Origin of the sequence: Marinomonas sp. FW-1 (assembly GCF_005222245.1) — a bacterium.
Lineage (GTDB): Bacteria > Pseudomonadota > Gammaproteobacteria > Pseudomonadales > Marinomonadaceae > Marinomonas > Marinomonas alcarazii.
In genome coordinates this window covers 749200-766204 of sequence record NZ_CP025987.1, presented here as the reverse complement: position 1 = coordinate 766204, position 17005 = coordinate 749200, and the positions used below count along the sequence as shown (strand labels likewise).

At 44.9% G+C, this 17005-nt stretch carries 16 protein-coding genes; 4 read left to right on the top strand and 12 right to left on the bottom strand.

Going from position 1 to position 17005, the window contains the following annotated elements:
- Positions 1-19: 19 nt before the first annotated feature.
- From ureC to urtA, 9 genes are all read right to left on the bottom strand, one after another.
- A complete protein-coding gene (ureC, locus tag C1X04_RS03545) occupies positions 20-1726 on the bottom strand; it encodes an urease subunit alpha (RefSeq protein WP_137169190.1) in 1707 nt (568 codons plus the stop codon).
- Complete coding sequence (locus C1X04_RS03540; protein WP_110575686.1) at positions 1726-2043, bottom strand: urease subunit beta; 318 nt, start codon at positions 2041-2043, stop codon at positions 1726-1728. Before C1X04_RS03540 ends, ureC begins: the two co-directional genes overlap by 1 nt.
- Before the next feature lie 15 nt (positions 2044-2058).
- Positions 2059-2361, bottom strand: a complete 303-nt coding sequence (locus tag C1X04_RS03535) for an urease subunit gamma (RefSeq protein ID WP_110575688.1) — start codon at positions 2359-2361, stop codon at positions 2059-2061.
- A gap of 86 nt (positions 2362-2447) precedes the next feature.
- Complete coding sequence (locus C1X04_RS03530; protein ID WP_137169189.1) at positions 2448-3368, bottom strand: urease accessory protein UreD; 921 nt, start codon at positions 3366-3368, stop codon at positions 2448-2450.
- Between the two features lie 53 nt (positions 3369-3421).
- On the bottom strand, positions 3422-4141 hold the full coding sequence (urtE, locus tag C1X04_RS03525) for an urea ABC transporter ATP-binding subunit UrtE (RefSeq protein WP_110575690.1): 720 nt from the start codon (positions 4139-4141) through the stop codon (positions 3422-3424).
- Positions 4138-5004, bottom strand: coding sequence for an urea ABC transporter ATP-binding protein UrtD (urtD, locus tag C1X04_RS03520; RefSeq protein WP_137169188.1), 867 nt, complete (start codon positions 5002-5004; stop codon positions 4138-4140). Before urtD ends, urtE begins: the two co-directional genes overlap by 4 nt.
- Positions 5001-6134 (bottom strand): urea ABC transporter permease subunit UrtC, encoded by a 1134-nt coding sequence (gene urtC, locus C1X04_RS03515; RefSeq protein WP_110575694.1) that lies wholly within the window; start codon positions 6132-6134, stop codon positions 5001-5003. The genes urtD and urtC overlap by 4 nt, the downstream gene beginning before the upstream one ends.
- Positions 6131-7732 carry an urea ABC transporter permease subunit UrtB gene (urtB, locus tag C1X04_RS03510; protein WP_137170707.1) on the bottom strand — a complete coding sequence of 534 codons (1602 nt, stop codon included), beginning with the start codon at positions 7730-7732 and terminating at the stop codon, positions 6131-6133. Before urtB ends, urtC begins: the two co-directional genes overlap by 4 nt.
- 141 nt (positions 7733-7873) lie before the next feature.
- Positions 7874-9157, bottom strand: a complete 1284-nt coding sequence (gene urtA / locus C1X04_RS03505) for an urea ABC transporter substrate-binding protein (RefSeq protein WP_110575696.1) — start codon at positions 9155-9157, stop codon at positions 7874-7876.
- An 855-nt stretch (positions 9158-10012) separates the two neighbouring features.
- Between urtA and C1X04_RS03500 the strand changes: the two genes are divergently transcribed.
- Complete coding sequence (locus C1X04_RS03500) at positions 10013-10840, top strand: restriction endonuclease (protein WP_137169187.1); 828 nt, start codon at positions 10013-10015, stop codon at positions 10838-10840.
- Between the two features lie 12 nt (positions 10841-10852).
- On the opposite strand, the gene C1X04_RS03495 is transcribed toward C1X04_RS03500, so the two are convergent.
- Entirely contained in the window at positions 10853-11743 is an 891-nt protein-coding gene (locus C1X04_RS03495; RefSeq protein ID WP_137169186.1) for a LysR substrate-binding domain-containing protein, read from the bottom strand.
- Positions 11744-11912: 169 nt separating this feature from the next.
- On the opposite strand from C1X04_RS03495, the gene C1X04_RS03490 reads away from it, so the two are divergent.
- Together C1X04_RS03490 and C1X04_RS03485 are read left to right on the top strand one after the other, a co-directional pair.
- On the top strand, positions 11913-12692 hold the full coding sequence (locus C1X04_RS03490; RefSeq protein ID WP_137169185.1) for a 2OG-Fe(II) oxygenase: 780 nt from the start codon (positions 11913-11915) through the stop codon (positions 12690-12692).
- A 322-nt stretch (positions 12693-13014) separates the two neighbouring features.
- Positions 13015-14355, top strand: a complete 1341-nt coding sequence (locus tag C1X04_RS03485) for a Na+/H+ antiporter family protein (protein WP_217495019.1) — start codon at positions 13015-13017, stop codon at positions 14353-14355.
- Between the two features lie 12 nt (positions 14356-14367).
- Here the strand turns inward: C1X04_RS03485 and C1X04_RS03480 are convergent, their stop codons facing one another.
- Positions 14368-14841 carry a GNAT family N-acetyltransferase gene (locus tag C1X04_RS03480; RefSeq protein WP_110575698.1) on the bottom strand — a complete coding sequence of 158 codons (474 nt, stop codon included), beginning with the start codon at positions 14839-14841 and terminating at the stop codon, positions 14368-14370.
- 94 nt (positions 14842-14935) lie between these two features.
- On the opposite strand from C1X04_RS03480, the gene C1X04_RS03475 reads away from it, so the two are divergent.
- On the top strand, positions 14936-16030 hold the full coding sequence (locus C1X04_RS03475) for an MBL fold metallo-hydrolase (RefSeq protein ID WP_137169184.1): 1095 nt from the start codon (positions 14936-14938) through the stop codon (positions 16028-16030).
- Between the two features lie 64 nt (positions 16031-16094).
- Here C1X04_RS03475 and C1X04_RS03470 read toward each other — a convergent pair whose 3' ends face one another.
- Positions 16095-16988 carry a LysR family transcriptional regulator gene (locus tag C1X04_RS03470; RefSeq protein ID WP_110575702.1) on the bottom strand — a complete coding sequence of 298 codons (894 nt, stop codon included), beginning with the start codon at positions 16986-16988 and terminating at the stop codon, positions 16095-16097.
- Positions 16989-17005: the final 17 nt, after the last annotated feature.

Here is a 17005-nt window from a genome sequence, read left to right as displayed (position 1 = left end):
GTTCCTAAAATAAACTTCCCTAAAAGAGAGTGTAAAGCTGAGCCAAGGGCAAGACTTCCGCTGGCTCGCAAGTTAATAATTCACCATCGGCACGTACTTCATAGGTTTGCGGATCAACGGTAATATTTGGTAGCCAATCGTTGTGAATCATGTCGAGTTTGGAAATATTGCGCGTATTTTTACAGGCCACCAAAGTACGATCCAAACCAAGACTTTCCTTCAAGCCATTATTCAATGCCGCCTGAGAAACAAAGGTCACAGACGTTGCGGCTGCCGCCTTACCGAACGAACCGAACATAGGACGATAATGCACTGGCTGTGGCGTCGGAATAGAGGCATTTGGGTCGCCCATTGGCGCGCTGGCAATCATGCCCCCCTTAATAATCATCGAAGGCTTCACCGCAAAAAAAGCGGGTTTCCATAAAACTAAATCCGCCATTTTCCCTGGCTCAATCGAGCCCACTTCATGGTTAATACCATGGGCTATCGCTGGGTTGATGGTGTACTTGGCGATGTAACGACGAGCACGGAAATTGTCCGCGCCAAGCTCTTGATCTTCTGGCAATAAGCCAAACTGCTGCTTCATCTTGTGAGCCGTTTGCCATGTACGAGTCACGACTTCGCCTACTCGACCCATAGCTTGGGAATCAGACGAAATCATACTGAAGGCACCACGATCATGCAGAATATCTTCCGCGGCAATGGTTTCTTTGCGAATACGCGAATCGGCAAAGGCCACATCTTCTGGAATATTGCTGTCCAAATGATGGCAAACCATCAGCATGTCTAAATGCTCGTCTACCGTGTTGCGCGTATAAGGGCGCGTTGGATTGGTCGACGATGGCAAAACATTTGGATTACCCGCCGCACGAATAATATCCGGCGCATGGCCGCCGCCCGCGCCTTCGGTATGGTAGGTGTGAATTACGCGATCTTTAAAGGCATCAATGGTGCTATCGACAAAGCCCGATTCATTCAAGGTGTCGGTATGAATCGCCACTTGTACGTCGTATTTTTCCGCGACACTCAAACAACAATCAATCGACGCTGGCGTGGTTCCCCAATCTTCGTGCAATTTCAGACCACAAGCGCCCGCTTCTAGCTGTTCTTCTAAGGCTTCTGGCAGACTGGCGTTGCCTTTGCCCAAAAAGCCCAAGTTCATCGGCATGCTGTCGGTGGCTTGTAACATCTTGCCAAGATACCAAGGCCCAGGTGTACAAGTGGTCGCTTTGGTTCCTGTTGCAGGCCCTGTGCCGCCGCCAATCATGGTGGTGACGCCAGAAGTCAAAGCCTCTTCAATTTGCTGCGGGCAAATAAAATGAATGTGCGCATCGATGCCACCCGCAGTCAAAATCGAACCTTCGCCAGCGATAACTTCGGTGCCCGGTCCAACCACAATATCAACGTTATCTTGCACGTCTGGATTGCCGGCTTTACCGACTTTAAAAATACGGCCTTCTTTAATGCCAACGTCGCCTTTCACAATGCCCCAATGATCTAACACCAAGGCATTGGTAATCACTAAATCCACGGCTACGTCATTGGTCACTTGGCTTTGCCCCATGCCGTCGCGGATAACCTTGCCGCCGCCGAATTTCACTTCGTCGCCATACACGGTGAAATCTTTTTCCACCTGAATCCAAATATCGGTATCGCCTAAACGCACGCGGTCGCCCGTGGTTGGGCCGAACATTTGCGCGTAACTTTGTCTGTCCATCGTCGCCATTATTCTGCTCCTGCCAATGTGCCCATGACGTCACCACGGAAGCCATAAATGGTTTTCGTGCCCGCGTATTCGACCAATTCCACTTCACGGCCTTGGCCGGGCTCAAATCGCACTGCGGTGCCAGAAGCAATATTCAAGCGAAAGCCTTTAGTCACGGTGCGATCAAAAGACAAAGCAGGATTCACCTCATAAAAATGATAATGGGAGCCAATTTGCACAGGACGATCGCCGGTATTTTCGACACGAATCTTCACCGTCTTACGGCCTACATTGAGTTCAATGTCTCCTACGGCTACCTGAATTTCACCTGGAATCATGAGACTTCTCCTTCCCTAATTTATAGGATTATGAACGGTGACAAGTTTCGTCCCATCTGGGAATGTGGCTTCAACTTGTACTTCATGGATCAACTCCACCACACCGTCCATTACTTGTTCGGCACTCAATAAGGTTTTGCCATAGGCCATTAACTCCGCCACCGTTTTACCATCGCGAGCACCCTCAATAATTTCCATAGTGATGTACGCCATGGCTTCGGGATAATTCAATTTAAGGCCGCGATTCAAACGTCGTTCGGCTAGTAAGGCAGCGGTAAATACCAACAGCTTGTCTTTTTCTCTTGGGAGGAGTTCCATTTTTATGCTCCGTTACTTATCTTTATGATTGTTTTCGTTGAACCAAAAAAGAGCGTACGCACCTTTTTAGGTCGACCGCGCTTTTTTTAGGTCGACCAGATCCTCGGTTCATTGGATTTTTTGTTGATTAATGCCGGGCGAATATCTCGCCAACACTGAATAAATAGCTGTTTTACTTGTTCTGAATCATCGTGAAGGCTGCGAACTAAGATGTACTCACCTACCATGCTTACGCCACTTAGTGACCCATGTTGGGTACAATGCTGACGTAAAGAATCGATCAAATCGTCCTGATTGGCTGAATCAAACGGCCCAGCGATCATCAAACCATTGATTGGCTTGCTATCTAGTCCGGCTTTGGCGCTAAAAATAGCTCGGCTGCTATCGTCTATCACCAAGCGCTCTCGCACTTTAAGACGACCGTTCTGGCGAATCTGAAAACCTTGCTCTGCGTGGCCTTCGCCAAAATTTTCTTGGTTGGCTGGCAGGCCAAAACAAGTAATTTCCCAACCGATAAATTTGGCGTTATCCGCAAGATCAATGCAGTTTTCAAGGCGAGTGTGGGCATTCGGATAAAGAATGGTTTCTTGTGGTAACCATTCCATTAAGCTGTTTTCAGCGACGTTTAACTGGGTAATTTGATGCTGTAAGGTTTTGTCTTTACGAGCACGATAAACACGACCTGCCCCAGGCGTAGTGATTAAAACGTGAGTATTTTCGGCTAGGTTTGCCGTAATCGTGAGGCGATCACCCGACACCAAACCGCCCGGTGGATGCAATAAATACACGTGTGCCGTGTCTCGACCTTCAGGATAAAAGGGCTTTTGCACGTACAAAGGCCCTTTGTGATCACAGGTTTTCAACACGGTACCGCGAGTGGTTTTACCGAAGCCTAAGGTCAGAAACGCATGCCAGTGAGAAGCTTCCCCCGTCACTGGCATGTTTGTTTCTGGCAACGGCTTTGGGTCGTATTGTTCTGCAAAAGCAAGATTATGTTTATTATTCATGGATGCCCTATAAGCGTCTTTCGCGTGACTGCTGATTCCACCTAATGCAAAAATCACACCGCCAAATACTGCTTTATCAAAGTATCATTAAGGTTTTCCATTTTATCCGCCGCCACAATGCGCCCCTTTTCCATCAGGCGAAATTCTTTCCCTACACGGCGAGCGAAGCCAAGCTTTTGCTCTACCAAGATAACGGTTAAGCCTTCTTCTTCGTTCAGCTTTAAAATCACATCGCCAATCTGTTTAACAATGTTGGGCTGAATGCCTTCGTTTGGCTCATCCAAAATCAAAACTTTTGGTTCTAATACTAATGCCCGACCAATGGCAAGTTGCTGTTGTTGACCGCCAGACAAATCACCACCGCGACGATGCAACATATCTTTCAGCACTGGAAAAAGTTCGAAGATTTTGTCTGGGATATCTTTTGGATTATCGTTTAGAGTGCCTTTTGTGCGCTTGCCACGCACAGGCAAACCAATACGTAGATTTTCTTCCACTGTGAGCATAGGGAAAATGTCTCGTCCTTGAGGAACATAACCAATACCTGAGTAAGCGCGCTTTTCGGCACTTTGTTTGTTTAGGGTTTCGCCTTCCATGGTGATCTCGCCACTTTGGATCGGTAATAATCCCATAATAGCTTTTAGCAAAGTGGTTTTACCCACACCGTTGCGGCCCATGATGCAAGTAATCGAACCGGGGACGATTTCTAAATCCAAGCCCCAAAGAATCTGCGTGCCGCCGTAAAGTTGATCAACCTTGTTAATTGAAATCATGCCTGTTCTCCTGCCGCTGCTTCTTCACCAAGGTATACCTCAATCACGTCTTTGTTACTTTGAATCTGATCCATCGTGCCTTCGGCCAACACAGAACCTTGATGCAATACCGTTACCGTGCGAGCAATACTGCGCACAAACTCCATGTCGTGTTCAACCACAATCACAGTTCGCTCACCCGCTAGAGACGTGAGCAACTCAGCCGTACGCTCGGTCTCTTGTGCAGTCATACCCGCCACAGGCTCATCGATCAATAACAGCCTTGGTTCAGCAACCAGCAACATACCAATTTCTAACCATTGTTTTTGACCGTGAGACAAAGCACCCGCCAACATGAATCTATGCTTAGCCAAACCTATGGTTTTTAATACCTCATCAATGCGGTCGATTTGTGTCGGTGTTAAACGCGAGAACAAGGTCGGCAAGACGCGCTTGTCCGTTTTAAGCGACAACTCTAAATTGTCGAACACGGTTTGCTCTTCAAACACGGTTGGCTTTTGGAATTTACGACCAATACCAAGCTGAGCAATTTCAGCTTCGTCTTTATTCAATAAGTTGTGATTCTGCCCAAAGAACACTGTGCCGGAATCACACTGAGTTTTGCCGGTAATCACATCCATCAAGGTGGTTTTGCCCGCACCATTGGCACCAATCAAACAACGTAATTCGCCATCGTTCACATAAAGGTTGAGATTATTTAAAGCCTTAAAGCCATCGAAGCTCAGATTCAAATCTTCCACATACAAAATCATCTGATTACCGACATTTACCTCGGCCTGCTTCGGCGCCAAAAATGGCCAAACCTGATCACGACGGAAAAATTCACGAGTGCTGTCTAATGTGCTTGAAGCTAAGGTGCTCATGCTTGCGACTCCTTATTCATAACTGTATTTCGCTTGGCCTTTAGCTGCCCATACAACCCCATCAAACCTTTTGGTAAATACAATGTCACCAGCACAAACATGGCGCCCAAGGCGAACAGCCAAGCATCCGGCATAATCGCGGTAAAACGGGTTTTCGCGTAATTCACCAACAAGGCACCAATAACCGCACCAATCAAGGTGCCACGACCACCCACGGCTACCCAAATCACCATTTCGATAGAGTTAATTGGAGAAAATTCACCTGGGTTGATAATGCCCACTTGCGGCACATACAAGGCACCTGCAATGCCAGCAATGACAGCGGAATAAACAAACAACCACACCTTATATCTATCAGTGCGATAACCAATAAAACGTGAGCGAGATTCCGAATCACGAATCGCCAACACCACCTTACCGAGACGAGAGGACAAGATCTTCTGGCTGACCACGAAGATCACCGCCAGTAGAATCGCTGTGATCAAAAACAGAGCAACGCGGGTGCTGTCAGCTTGTAAGTTAAAACCAAGAATTTCTTTGAAATCGGTCAAACCATTGTTGCCGCCAAAGCCCATTTCGTTGCGGAAGAACGCCAACAACAAGGCATAAGTTAAGGCTTGCGTCATGATGGATAAATACACGCCAGTCACGCGAGAACGGAACGCCAACCAACCAAACACAAAAGCCAACAAACCAGGCACCAGCACTGCCATTAACATAGCGAACCAAAACTGATCCATACCAAGCCAAAACCATGGCAATTCTTTCCAATCCAAAAACACCATGAAGTCAGGCAACAAAGGGTTACCGTAAACCCCGCGATCACCGATTTGGCGCATCAAATACATGCCCATCGCGTAACCACCCAAGGCGAAAAATGCCCCGTGCCCTAAACTTAAAATGCCGCAATAGCCCCAAATAATATCCACCGCTAACGCCAACATGGCGTAGCACAAATACTTACCCAAAAGCGTGATGGTGTAAGTGCTGACATAGAAGATAGAGTCGGCGGGTAAAAATAGATTCGCTGCCGAAGCCAGAATCGTCACACTCAATAAAATCACCACAAATGGCAGAGTGTGTTTGCCAGTCGAGCGTCCTTCAGAAAACCAAGCTGTAAGACGTGTCATTCTGCCGCCCTCCCTTTTTGTGGAAAGAGTCCCTTAGGACGTTTTTGAATAAAGAGAATAATAAACACCAACACCAAAATAGCCGCGAGAACCGCACCAGTGGTTGGCTCAAGAAATTTCGTCGCTATGCCCAAAGTGAAGGCTGCAACTAAAGTACCCAACAAGTTACCCACGCCGCCGAACACCACCACCATGAAGGAATCGATAATGTAAGACTGACCCAAGTTTGGTCCAACGTTGGTTAACTGGCTCAAGGCAACACCCGCAATACCAGCGATACCAGAACCCAGGCCGAAGGTCATCGCATCGACCCAATTGGTTTTCACACCCATGGCTTTTGCCATATTGCGATTTTGCGAGACTGCACGAACATTTAGTCCTAGAGAGGTTTTCTTCAGTACAATCACCAAGACGATGAACACCAACAAGGCAAAGGCTAAAATATACAAACGGTTTAGCGTTAAAGATAAAACGGGGTTAATTTCCCAAGAGCCGCTCATCCAGCTGGGAGTTGATACCTGACGGTTTAGAGGAGAGAAAATAGTTCGTACCAATTGCTGCAAAATCAAACTGATACCAAAGGTAGCGAGCAAGGTTTCTAATGGACGCCCATGCAAACGGCAAATCACTAAGCGTTCGATCAATACCCCCATCAAGCCAGACACCAAAAAGGCCGCAGGGATCGCTACCCAAATTGAATAGTCGATGTAATTCGGCATGATCAACTGCACTACATAAGTTGTGTAAGCGCCTAACATAATCATTTCGCCGTGAGCCATATTGATAACGCCCATCACGCCAAAAGTAATCGCCAGACCAATAGACGCCAACAATAAGACCGAGCCAAGGCTCAAACCAAAGAACAACTGATCGACAAAAGCAAAACGATTAACTCGTTGTGCTATTTTTTCTAACGCGACATTGGCGGCATCCACTACAGCAGCGCTGTCGTCGCGGGTAAGTCGATTCAGCAGGTTTCGCACATCGCTTTCTAAGCTAGTCGACATTTTTTCAATTGCCGCAATGCGATTAGAAGGTGCCAACTGGGTCTGTGATGCTGTACTCATAGCCAGTGCTAATTCCATGACATCTTTTACTTTTTTATTCGGTTCGTTCGGATAAAGACCTTCTAAGACCTCAACCGTGTCGTCATCTAATTTAGATAAAAGCTCTCTAACTGCTCTTTCACGCACACTAGGTGACTTTGCGGTTAGTTGAATTCGAGCCATGGCGTTGCGTAAATAGCCACGTAATTTGTTGTTTACTCGAATTTTATCCACATCTCCTTTCTGAAGGTCAGATCGAACTTGTTGAGTAAATACGTCTTTATAAACCGTTTGACCATCCACATCGAACTGACCAACAACCTGACCTTCCGCTTCGATATAATACAAATTGCCCTCTAGTAATGTACGAAAAAGGGGCAAAATACTGTCGTCGGATGCGGCTTCAATTCGGACTAGAATTGGCTCTACGTCTTTCATTTTGGCCTCACCCAACTCCACTAAAAGAGGGTCCAAAGACGTCGACTCGGCTCCAGAGCTTGGAAGGGATAAAAGCCCAAAAAGACAGCAGCAGAGTGCAATGCAATGTCTCAAGGTAATACGTCTCAAGGTAGTACTCCATGTATAGGAAGGTTTCGGAAACAGAGCGTAACTGAAGGAAAAAGGACTCCCTGACTAGACAAGCAATTTAGCCCCTAGACAGAGAGTCGAGGTTACCCCTGGGAATGGGTCAAATTAATAGTTCTGACCAGAGCACGTCTTAGTTTTGGTGTTGTAGTTACCGCACTTGATCGGCGCCGTCCAATCTGAAATTAGATCCTTAGAACCAGGTAAGAAGTCAGACCACGCATCACCCGCCACCACGCCATCGGTTTCCCAAACCACTTCAAACTGACCGTCGTCTTGGATCTCGCCAATCAGCACAGGCTTACTCAAGTGATGGTTTTTATTCATCACCGCAACACCACCGGTTAGGTTTGGTGTTGTTTGACCTATCATGGCTTGCTCAACCGCATCAACATCCGTTGTACCTGCTTTCGTTACCGCGTTAGCCCACATTTTGAAACCGATGTAAGTCGCTTCCATTGGGTCGTTGGTTACACGATCAGAGTTTTTAGTGTAGGCATGCCACGCTTTAATAAATTCTTCGTTTTCTGGTGTTTCAACACTTTGGAAGTAGTTCCAAGCCGCCAAATGACCAACCAATGGTTTTGTATCTAAACCAGAAAGCTCTTCTTCCCCAACAGAGAAAGCCACTACAGGGATGTCTTCAGAAGAAATACCTTGGTTACCCAATTCTTTGTAGAAAGGCACGTTGGCATCACCATTGATGGTAGAAACCACTGCGGTTTTCATACCTTCACTACCGAATTTTTTGATGTCAGAGACAATAGATTGCCAATCCGAATGACCAAATGGCGTGTAGTTGATCATGATGTCTTTTTCAGCAACGCCTTTGCCTTTTAGGTAGGCTTCAAGAATTTTGTTCGTAGTACGTGGGTAAACGTAGTCGGTTCCAGCTAGCACAAAACGCTCTACACCCAACTCGTTCATCAAATAATCCACAGCAGGAATCGCCTGCTGGTTTGGCGCAGCCCCTGTGTAGAAAACGTTTTTAGACGACTCTTCGCCTTCGTACTGAACTGGATAGAACATCAAACCGTTCAATTCTTCCAATACAGGCAACACCGATTTACGAGAAACCGATGTCCAACTACCAAAAATCACATCCACTTTGTCTTTGGTTAATAACTCACGACCTTTTTCTGCAAACAATGGCCAGTTTGATGCTGGGTCGACCACCACAGCTTCGATCTTCTTACCTAGCAAACCACCCTTTTTGTTTTGCTCATCCACCATCATCAAGACAGTGTCTTTTAGCGTGGTTTCAGAAATTGCCATCGTGCCAGACAAGGAGTGCAATACACCGACCTTGATTGTGTCTGCTGCCAGCGAAGGAAGCGCAATAAGCGTTGCACCAGAGAGCACAATCGCAGAAGTAAGCGTTTTGATTTTCATAGTTGGAGCCGTCCTATTGTGATTTATAATATTTTTGAGTCTTCGGATGAGTTTTTTAGAACCTCAAATCCGTAGAGCCAGTATTAAAAAATCACCAATAGAAAGGTATGCGCGAAATGACTTACAGGTATACGTCATTTGACGTATACGCAGCTTTGTTCCCTCCCCTTTCTTCAAGGGGAGGGTTAGGGAGGGGTTGCTCTTTGGTTCCATTCGAACACTTTGTATTCCCAACCTTTATTCCGCTCTTAAACTCAGGAAAAAGCTGGGCGTGTAACTTTTTTCTAGCGCCCAAGAACGTCAGTTTAAAGAAAAGCAAAAATTCGCTTTAAGATCTTTAATGGCTGATTTTTTTCATAGGCGCATGATTGCTTTCTACTCTCCTTGTATCGTAAGTCATAGATTGTTTTTGCTGTTGTGAGAAAGGCTATTTTTAACTGACCCTGAAACTCCATAAAGTCGCGCAATCGGCTCTCTAACAAGGAACGCGTCGAAGTGACTTTATCGGTTTTCGTAAGTCTGCATGAGGGAGGTACAACCGTAATCAGACGGTTTAAAGCAAAGCTTTCATTTTCTAAGGTAAGTCGTCCTTTAGAACGAGATTAAGGTTTATAAACTAAACGCTGGCTGCTAACTAGAAAGTCTTTTAGTATCAATTCATAAGAATCTACAGCACAGAAACAACTAGCTCTAGATAAATAAAATCGCACAGCTACTCGATCGCCAAGCTTGAAAATTCCTTTATGAAATTCTTATTATTCAGATAATTATACGGATGCTAAGTTTTTTCAATACATCTAAACACTAACCCAAAAAATACTAAACTATTAACATAAGGGAGTTGAGCAGAAATCTATGATTGACGATCCGTATCCTAAAAACTGGCAAGATCTACAAACAGGCGTCCAGAGAATATTACGCAACGTAGGCTTATCGGCAGAAGTTGAAGTAGACCTTAAGACGCCTCGGGGATCAGTAAATGTAGATGTTTTTGCAATAGACCTCTGCAGTCTAGATAAAATTAAATACATAGTGGAGTGCAAAAATTGGAATACGGCAGTACCTCAATCTGTTGTACATTCATTTACCACTGTTATGCATGAAACAGGTGCTAATATTGGTTTTATTGTATCAAAATATGGCCTGCAATCTGGTGCAGAGCAATACACAAAAAATACAAATATCATTGGATTAACTTATTTAGAATTTCAACAGAGGTATTTTGAAGCTTGGTGGAAAAGATACTTCTGTCCTAGGATAGGAGATGCAGCTGATAGAGTTCTACAATACACGGAAGAGTTTAACCAACGTCGAGATAATGCATACGAAAGCTTATCACCCGAAAAACAGAAGATATTTAGCCAACTAAGATCTCAATACAAAATCCATTCTTGGATGTTTGCGATGTTCAATTGGGATTGTGTGATTCCGCAAGCTAGTACTGGTAATTTGCTAAAAGTACCATCAGATCTAGAGCACTTTAAAGAAGAAGTATTGCGTAATATCTCGCCTGGCGTAGATTGGTACTGCACATCATTTCGTAGTTTATTAGATTTGATTTTACAATTCCTGAAAGATATTGAAGAAGAGTTTAATACCTTATTTGACGGATATATTTTTGATATTGAACCAATAAGTGGCGTGGGTGCAGACGGACCAAAAATAAACGGTAGTTTCCGATAAGCCTTTCCACACCTAATCCCCTCCTCTCTTCAACCGCTCTATCAGCCCCATTGCCCCGTCTTTATTTTTGGTTCTATCTGGATAGATAAGGTAATAGGCTTTTCTTAGTGGCAATGTGATTGGGCTGAGTGTGACGAGTTGCCCTGTTTCCAGGGCGTTTTGGATGAAGAGTCCTTGGCCAAGTAGTAGGCCTTTGCCTTGTATGGCGGCGTCGATCGCCATGCTGGAGAGGTTGAATTGTGAGCCTTTGTTGGGTTTTCGGTTGTGGTAACCTGCGGCGCTTAGCCAGTCTTGCCAGTTGGGTAGGTATGGATTTTCGTTGCCCCAGTCGATATGGATCATTGGTTTTTCAAGTAATGCATCTAAATCCCCCTGCGCTATTCCGTTAACGAGTGATGGACTGGCGACTAAGTGCACTTCGTCTTGAAAGAGAAAGTCGTGGTTTAGTGATTTGTCTTGTTTACCAAAGCTGATGCTCGCATCACAGCGGCTCAAGTTAAAGTCTACTGCTGCATGACTGGCTTCCACTCGAATTTCTAGGTCTGGATGTTGTTCCATTATATGAAGTACTTTGGGCATTAACCACAAGCTCGCCACTGAGGGTAATGTGTGCAGTGTAAAAATCGTTTGCTGCTTTAATCGCTCTAGGTTGGCTTGTCCACGTTGCAGGCTTTCAATCGCTTGGTTAGCAAAGTATAGATATTGCTGACCTGCTTGAGTCAGTTCCACACCGAGTTTTGAGCGTTCAAACAGCGTTGTGTCTAGATGAGATTCCAGCTGTTTTATTTGTTGGCTAACAGCCGCAGGAGTAATACATAAGGCTTTTGCCGTTTTCGCAAAGTTGCCAGTGTGCGCAGCGTTTATAAAGGTGATTAAGCCGTTCAGGTTAGGCAGTTTTAACATGATTCGCTCATAATACATTTCATCCAATGGCTCGAGTTCAATAAACATTATTGTTAAGAAATAATTAACGATAAGTATGGAAAATATTGATTTAACTGTTTTGCTAACTTCATTAATCTGGACGATATCGTTGGCAATATAAAAGATCAAAACCTAAAGGGGAACTCTAATGTCGTTATCCAATATTATTAATGAGGCAACTTACCCTATTGAAGATAATGACTTTAGAGAAAATTGTAAAAAGACGTTGGCAGAAAACGGGGCGTTGGTTTTGCCTGATTTCCTCTGTCATAAGGCGGTTCAAGCCATTATTGAGGAAGGCGAGGCGAAGAAAGATCTCGCTTGGTACACAAAGTCCACCCATAACGTTTACTTAACGAATGTCGATCCAAGCTATGACGATGATCATGCGAGAAACAAACAGGTTATTTCGTCTAAAGGCTGCATTACGGACGATCAAATTGATGGTAATTCGCCACTACGACAGCTTTATGATTCGGCGGTATTTCGTGCCTTTCTTGCCAGCGTGTTGGACGAAGAAGCATTGTATAACTACGCCGATAACCTTTCCTCTATCAATTTACACTACGCCAGCGAAGGCCAAGAGTTAGGTTGGCACTTCGATAACTCGTCGTTTGCCATTACTTTGTTAATTCAAAAGCCTGAGGGCGGCGGTGTGTTTGAATACATTGAAAACATGCGTGACGCCGACGCAGGCGAGATGAATTACAGCGGGGTGGGTGAGGTTCTCGCGGGACAGAGAAAAGTCAAAGAATTGGCTATCGAACCCGGCGCTTTGGTGCTTTTCCGTGGCCGAAATGCCATTCACCGAGTCACGCCAACACAAGGCGATACCACACGAATGTTGGCAGTTCTCGCCTATAATTCACAACCTGGCATTGCCCTGTCTGAAGCGGCAAGCAAGACCTTTTATGGTCGGGTAAATTAATAGGCGTACGCTGTTTTCTGCCCACTTTTGGTGCCTCTCTATCCAGCAGAGGCATTTTCAATATTTTTCTTCGATAAAGCGTTTACAGTCAACCGATTAGAAATTAAATTAGTCGCGTTATTTTGCTGTGAATAGGTTTTTGCTCAATTCTTCTGCCGTGCTAACGGCGCTGCCTATCTCTTCTCCCCAAATACAAAATGTGGATACTATGAACGAAAACGTTGTGAATGTGCCTAATAAGCCACCATTCAAGGTGATCGCTATTGCCTGTGTGGTTTGTCTAATTTTAGGTTTTGGAATTCTAAATCCTGGTAGTTTGCCAATTAACTCTGTTGTGTTGGCGATTGGTCTAATGATCTTTCTGTGCGTTGTGCGTGTTCCCGTTACTATTGCTTTGATCGCATCCGCTTTAGTGGGTGGTTTGCACAGTGGCCTTTCTACTCAAGAAGCGATTGCCGCGATCAATGATAATTTGTTGGTCGGCTCACAAGTTGGTATGACCTACATTATGGTTGGTGCGCTTGCGGTTGCGCTTGCTCGCAGTGGTTTGTTGGATTTACTGGCTAGAAAGCTGGTGAGCATGTTAGGCAATGAAGAGGCAAAACACCAAACTAAGGTGAAGTGGCTGCTTTATGGGATTTTCATGGTGGCGTCGATTTTGTCACAAAATGCGGTGCCGGTTCATATTGCCTTTATTCCGGTAATGATTCCTCCTCTGTTGGTAATTTTTAATAAGTTACGTATCGACCGCCGCGCCATTGCCTGTGTATTGGCGTGTTCTATTAGCTCAAGCTATTTGTTATTACCAACAGGCTTTGGCGCTATCTTCCTAAATGAAATCCTACTAGCAAACGTCAATGACGTTGGCTCAGCCTATGGTCTGGCAGTAACGGCAGATATGGTGCCCAAAGCAATGTTTTTGCCAGTAATGGGGATTCTTGCGGGTATGTTGGTAGCGGTGTTTTTCTCGTACCGCAAGCCACGCGACTACACAACGAATGATGTTGCCTTAGAACATCTTGAAAAAACCAAAGACACGGTAATCAAGCCATTTCAACTGATAATGACGCTGATTGCGGTTGCAGTCACCTTGGCATTTCAAATCACGTTTGATTCATTGCTTGTCGGCGCCATGATTGGCTTTATGATTTTATCTCTTGCTGGTATTTTCCGTTGGGATCAGCAAGATGATGTTTTCACGCAAGGCATGCGTATGATGGTGCAGATTGCTGTGATTATTACCATAGCGTCTGGCTTTGCTGGCGTTTTAGAGGCGACTGGAGAAATCAAACCTTTGGTACAAGCATCGGCTGAACTGATCGGCGATCACAAGGCACTGGCCGCTGCGATTATGTTGATTGTTGGCTTATTCATTACCATAGGTTTTGGTGACTCCTTTGCCAGTGTGCCGATTCTTGCGCCCATTTATATTCCCCTTGCTCTGACGCTAGGCTTTTCGCCAATGGCGGCGGTTGCCTTGTTAGGCGCTTCTGCAGCATTGGGTGACGCGGGTTCGCCAGCTTCAACTATTACGCTTGGCGCAACCTCTGGCCTGAATGCGGATGGTCAACATGACCACGTGCGCGATTCAGTGATTCCAACCTTTATGCACGCAAACTTTGGCATGGTTATCTTTGCTTGGGTTGCCGCAATGGTGCTATAAAAACCGAATCATTCAAACCAACGCCTTTACCATAATGTGCTGTGGGCCAGCGGCTCCACCATGGTAAAGGCTGTTGGTGTCTTCAAATCCGCCTTTTAAATAAAGCGCTTTGGCAATCGGGTTTTGACAATTAACGGTTAGATAAATTTGGCTATAATTGGCGTAGGCTTCACGAAGGTAAGTTGGTAGCGCCAAAATGGCCTGTTTTGCATAACCTTTGCCTTGATGTTCTTTGCTGATGAAGAAGCTTCGCAGGCCAATTGAATGGGACTGGCTAGCAAAATCATGAGTTTTCGAATAGTTCGTATCAATAAGAAAGAAGCCAACCATTTGTTCCTCTGCGAAAATAACGTGAGGACGAATTTGTGCATTGGCGTTTTTTAGAATGTCATCGATTGTGCCAACAAACTGCTTCTGTTCTTCCACAACACTCAGTGTAATGACGTCTGCTAAGTGTTTTGTGGTCATCTTTTCAATAATAACCATGCCCTTTCCTTCTAATTCTTTTCTTTTTTAGCCTGTTGTATTTATTCCATTAGCCCAAATTATAATCGGCTATCCAATCTAAAAGTGGTGTTCTATGTTTGTTATCAAGCTAATTGTTGCCTTGATCATTATGCTGAGTCTGGCGATTTATATCGTAAATAACAGTATTAAAGCAAAGGTGAATCCGATCAACGAGGCCACATCGGCTCCTTACGAAGGTTCAAAGTTTCACAATACAGCGCCACGTAGCCCGATGTCTTTTTCTGATACCGTCACGTTATGGGTACGATTTTTTACCGAGAAAAAAGTCGACACTACACCCGATATTAACATTCCGGTACGAACCGTTAGTCGAGCAGACTTAGATGCTCTAAGTAGCGACACACTGCATTTAGTTAAACTGGGCCACTCTTCTATTTTGTTGAAGGTGTATGGCGAATATTGGCTGATCGACCCAGTATTTTCTGATCGCGCCTCACCCTTTCAGTTTATTGGTCCAAAACGTTTCCACCAGCCGCCAATTAGTTTAGAAGATTTACCGCCTATCGATAAGGTATTGATCTCCCACAATCATTATGACCATTTAGACAAAGCGAGCATTAAGGTTTTGCTTGCGAAAACACAGCAGTTTTTGGTGCCAAAGGGCGTAGATGGCGACCTAATCGATTGGGGAGTCGAGGAAAGTAAAATCATTACATTGGATTGGTGGCAAGAAATTCAGACTCGCCAAGGCTTGATTGCTTTTACGCCAACTCAACACTTTTCTGGCCGAGGCATGGGTGATGGCAATATGACCTTATGGGGGTCTTGGGTGATAAAAACGCCACAGGAAAGCCTTTTCTTTAGTGGCGATTCTGGCTACTTCCAAGGTTTCAAAGAGATTGGCGACAAATACGGGCCATTTGATCTAACTATGGTGGAAACAGGTGCTTACGATTCAAACTGGGCCGATATACACATGAAACCAGAGGACAGTGTTCAGGCTCATATCGACCTACAGGGGAAGGTGATGATGCCAATTCACAATGGTACTTTCGATTTGGCTTTTCATACTTGGCATGATCCGTTTGACCGAGTGGTTGCCGAATCAGAACGTCGAAATGTGACGTTAAGCACACCTGAGTTTGGGCAAGTCTTCTCGATTAATAATCTGCCACCACTTACACCTTGGTGGCAACAAACACCTTAGGCCGCACCTTTCGTTAGACTCCAGTGCTTTGCTATCCATAGATAACTGAGCACTGGAGCAGCGATTAACAAAATACTTTCGCTTCTTCTCGTAAATACTGGATCAATGTCTGCATCTTTTTCGGTAAATGCCCAAAAGGATACTGCAAGTAAACAGGTAACGGGTTGCCTTTCCACTCAGGTAAGCAAGAAACAAAAATATCAGGATGGCGATTTAAGTGTTTCTCCGCAAAATAATGTGGCAATAAGCCAACCCCTTTACCTTGGATAATGGCTTCGGCATGCAATATATATTGATCTACCGTTAGGCGTGACTTAGGTAAATCCACCGATAAAGATCCTTCTTCCTCGTGTTCTAGCACTATGTTATTACACTCGCTTTTAAGAGTGTCTACCCATGCATACTGACTAAGATCATTTGGGTGATTCAAGGTTCCCATTTTTGCTAGATAGTCGGCGCTGGCATAAAGGCCTTGGCTCAAGGAGCCTATTTTCTCTGTCCTTAATTGTTCATTTGTGGGTTCACCAACCCATACACACACATCATTACTTTTTATTTCTTGGAAGAGCTGATTGCCTGTACGTACTTCTATGTTTACTTGAGGGAATTCATCCAAAAAATTAAACATCAACCCAGAAAACCAGCCTCGCACCAATGTAGTGTGAACATAAACCACCAAAGAGCCGCTTACTTCGTCTTTTAGCTCATCGACGGCTTTGTGCCCTTCATCGGCGACATGAAGCAGTTTTTTTGCAAAAGGTAAAAATTTTAGACCTGCTTCATTGGCAATCAATCGATTCGCTTGGCGGCGTAACAAAGGTTGCTTCAACGCTTCTTCTAAGTGACTAATGCGACGACTTAACGTGGATTTCGATACCCCAAGTTCCTGAGAACTTTCCTTGAGACTGCCTGTTTCCATTACAGATACAAACGTCCTTACTTCATTCAAATCGTACATTTACTTTCCCTTGACTC

Excerpts from the sequence above, each read along its gene's own strand:
- ureC (WP_137169190.1), bottom strand. The coding sequence starts at position 1,726 with ATGGCGACGATGGACAGACAAAGTTACGCGCAAATGTTCGGCCCAACC.
- C1X04_RS03540 (WP_110575686.1), bottom strand. The coding sequence starts at position 2,043 with ATGATTCCAGGTGAAATTCAGGTAGCCGTAGGAGACATTGAACTCAAT.
- C1X04_RS03535 (WP_110575688.1), bottom strand. The coding sequence starts at position 2,361 with ATGGAACTCCTCCCAAGAGAAAAAGACAAGCTGTTGGTATTTACCGCT.
- C1X04_RS03530 (WP_137169189.1), bottom strand. The coding sequence starts at position 3,368 with ATGAATAATAAACATAATCTTGCTTTTGCAGAACAATACGACCCAAAG.
- urtE (WP_110575690.1), bottom strand. The coding sequence starts at position 4,141 with ATGATTTCAATTAACAAGGTTGATCAACTTTACGGCGGCACGCAGATT.
- urtD (WP_137169188.1), bottom strand. The coding sequence starts at position 5,004 with ATGAGCACCTTAGCTTCAAGCACATTAGACAGCACTCGTGAATTTTTC.
- urtC (WP_110575694.1), bottom strand. The coding sequence starts at position 6,134 with ATGACACGTCTTACAGCTTGGTTTTCTGAAGGACGCTCGACTGGCAAA.
- urtA (WP_110575696.1), bottom strand. The coding sequence starts at position 9,157 with ATGAAAATCAAAACGCTTACTTCTGCGATTGTGCTCTCTGGTGCAACG.
- C1X04_RS03500 (WP_137169187.1), top strand. The coding sequence starts at position 10,013 with ATGATTGACGATCCGTATCCTAAAAACTGGCAAGATCTACAAACAGGC.
- C1X04_RS03495 (WP_137169186.1), bottom strand. The coding sequence starts at position 11,743 with ATGTTAAAACTGCCTAACCTGAACGGCTTAATCACCTTTATAAACGCT.
- C1X04_RS03490 (WP_137169185.1), top strand. The coding sequence starts at position 11,913 with ATGTCGTTATCCAATATTATTAATGAGGCAACTTACCCTATTGAAGAT.
- C1X04_RS03480 (WP_110575698.1), bottom strand. The coding sequence starts at position 14,841 with ATGGTTATTATTGAAAAGATGACCACAAAACACTTAGCAGACGTCATT.
- C1X04_RS03475 (WP_137169184.1), top strand. The coding sequence starts at position 14,936 with ATGTTTGTTATCAAGCTAATTGTTGCCTTGATCATTATGCTGAGTCTG.
- C1X04_RS03470 (WP_110575702.1), bottom strand. The coding sequence starts at position 16,988 with ATGTACGATTTGAATGAAGTAAGGACGTTTGTATCTGTAATGGAAACA.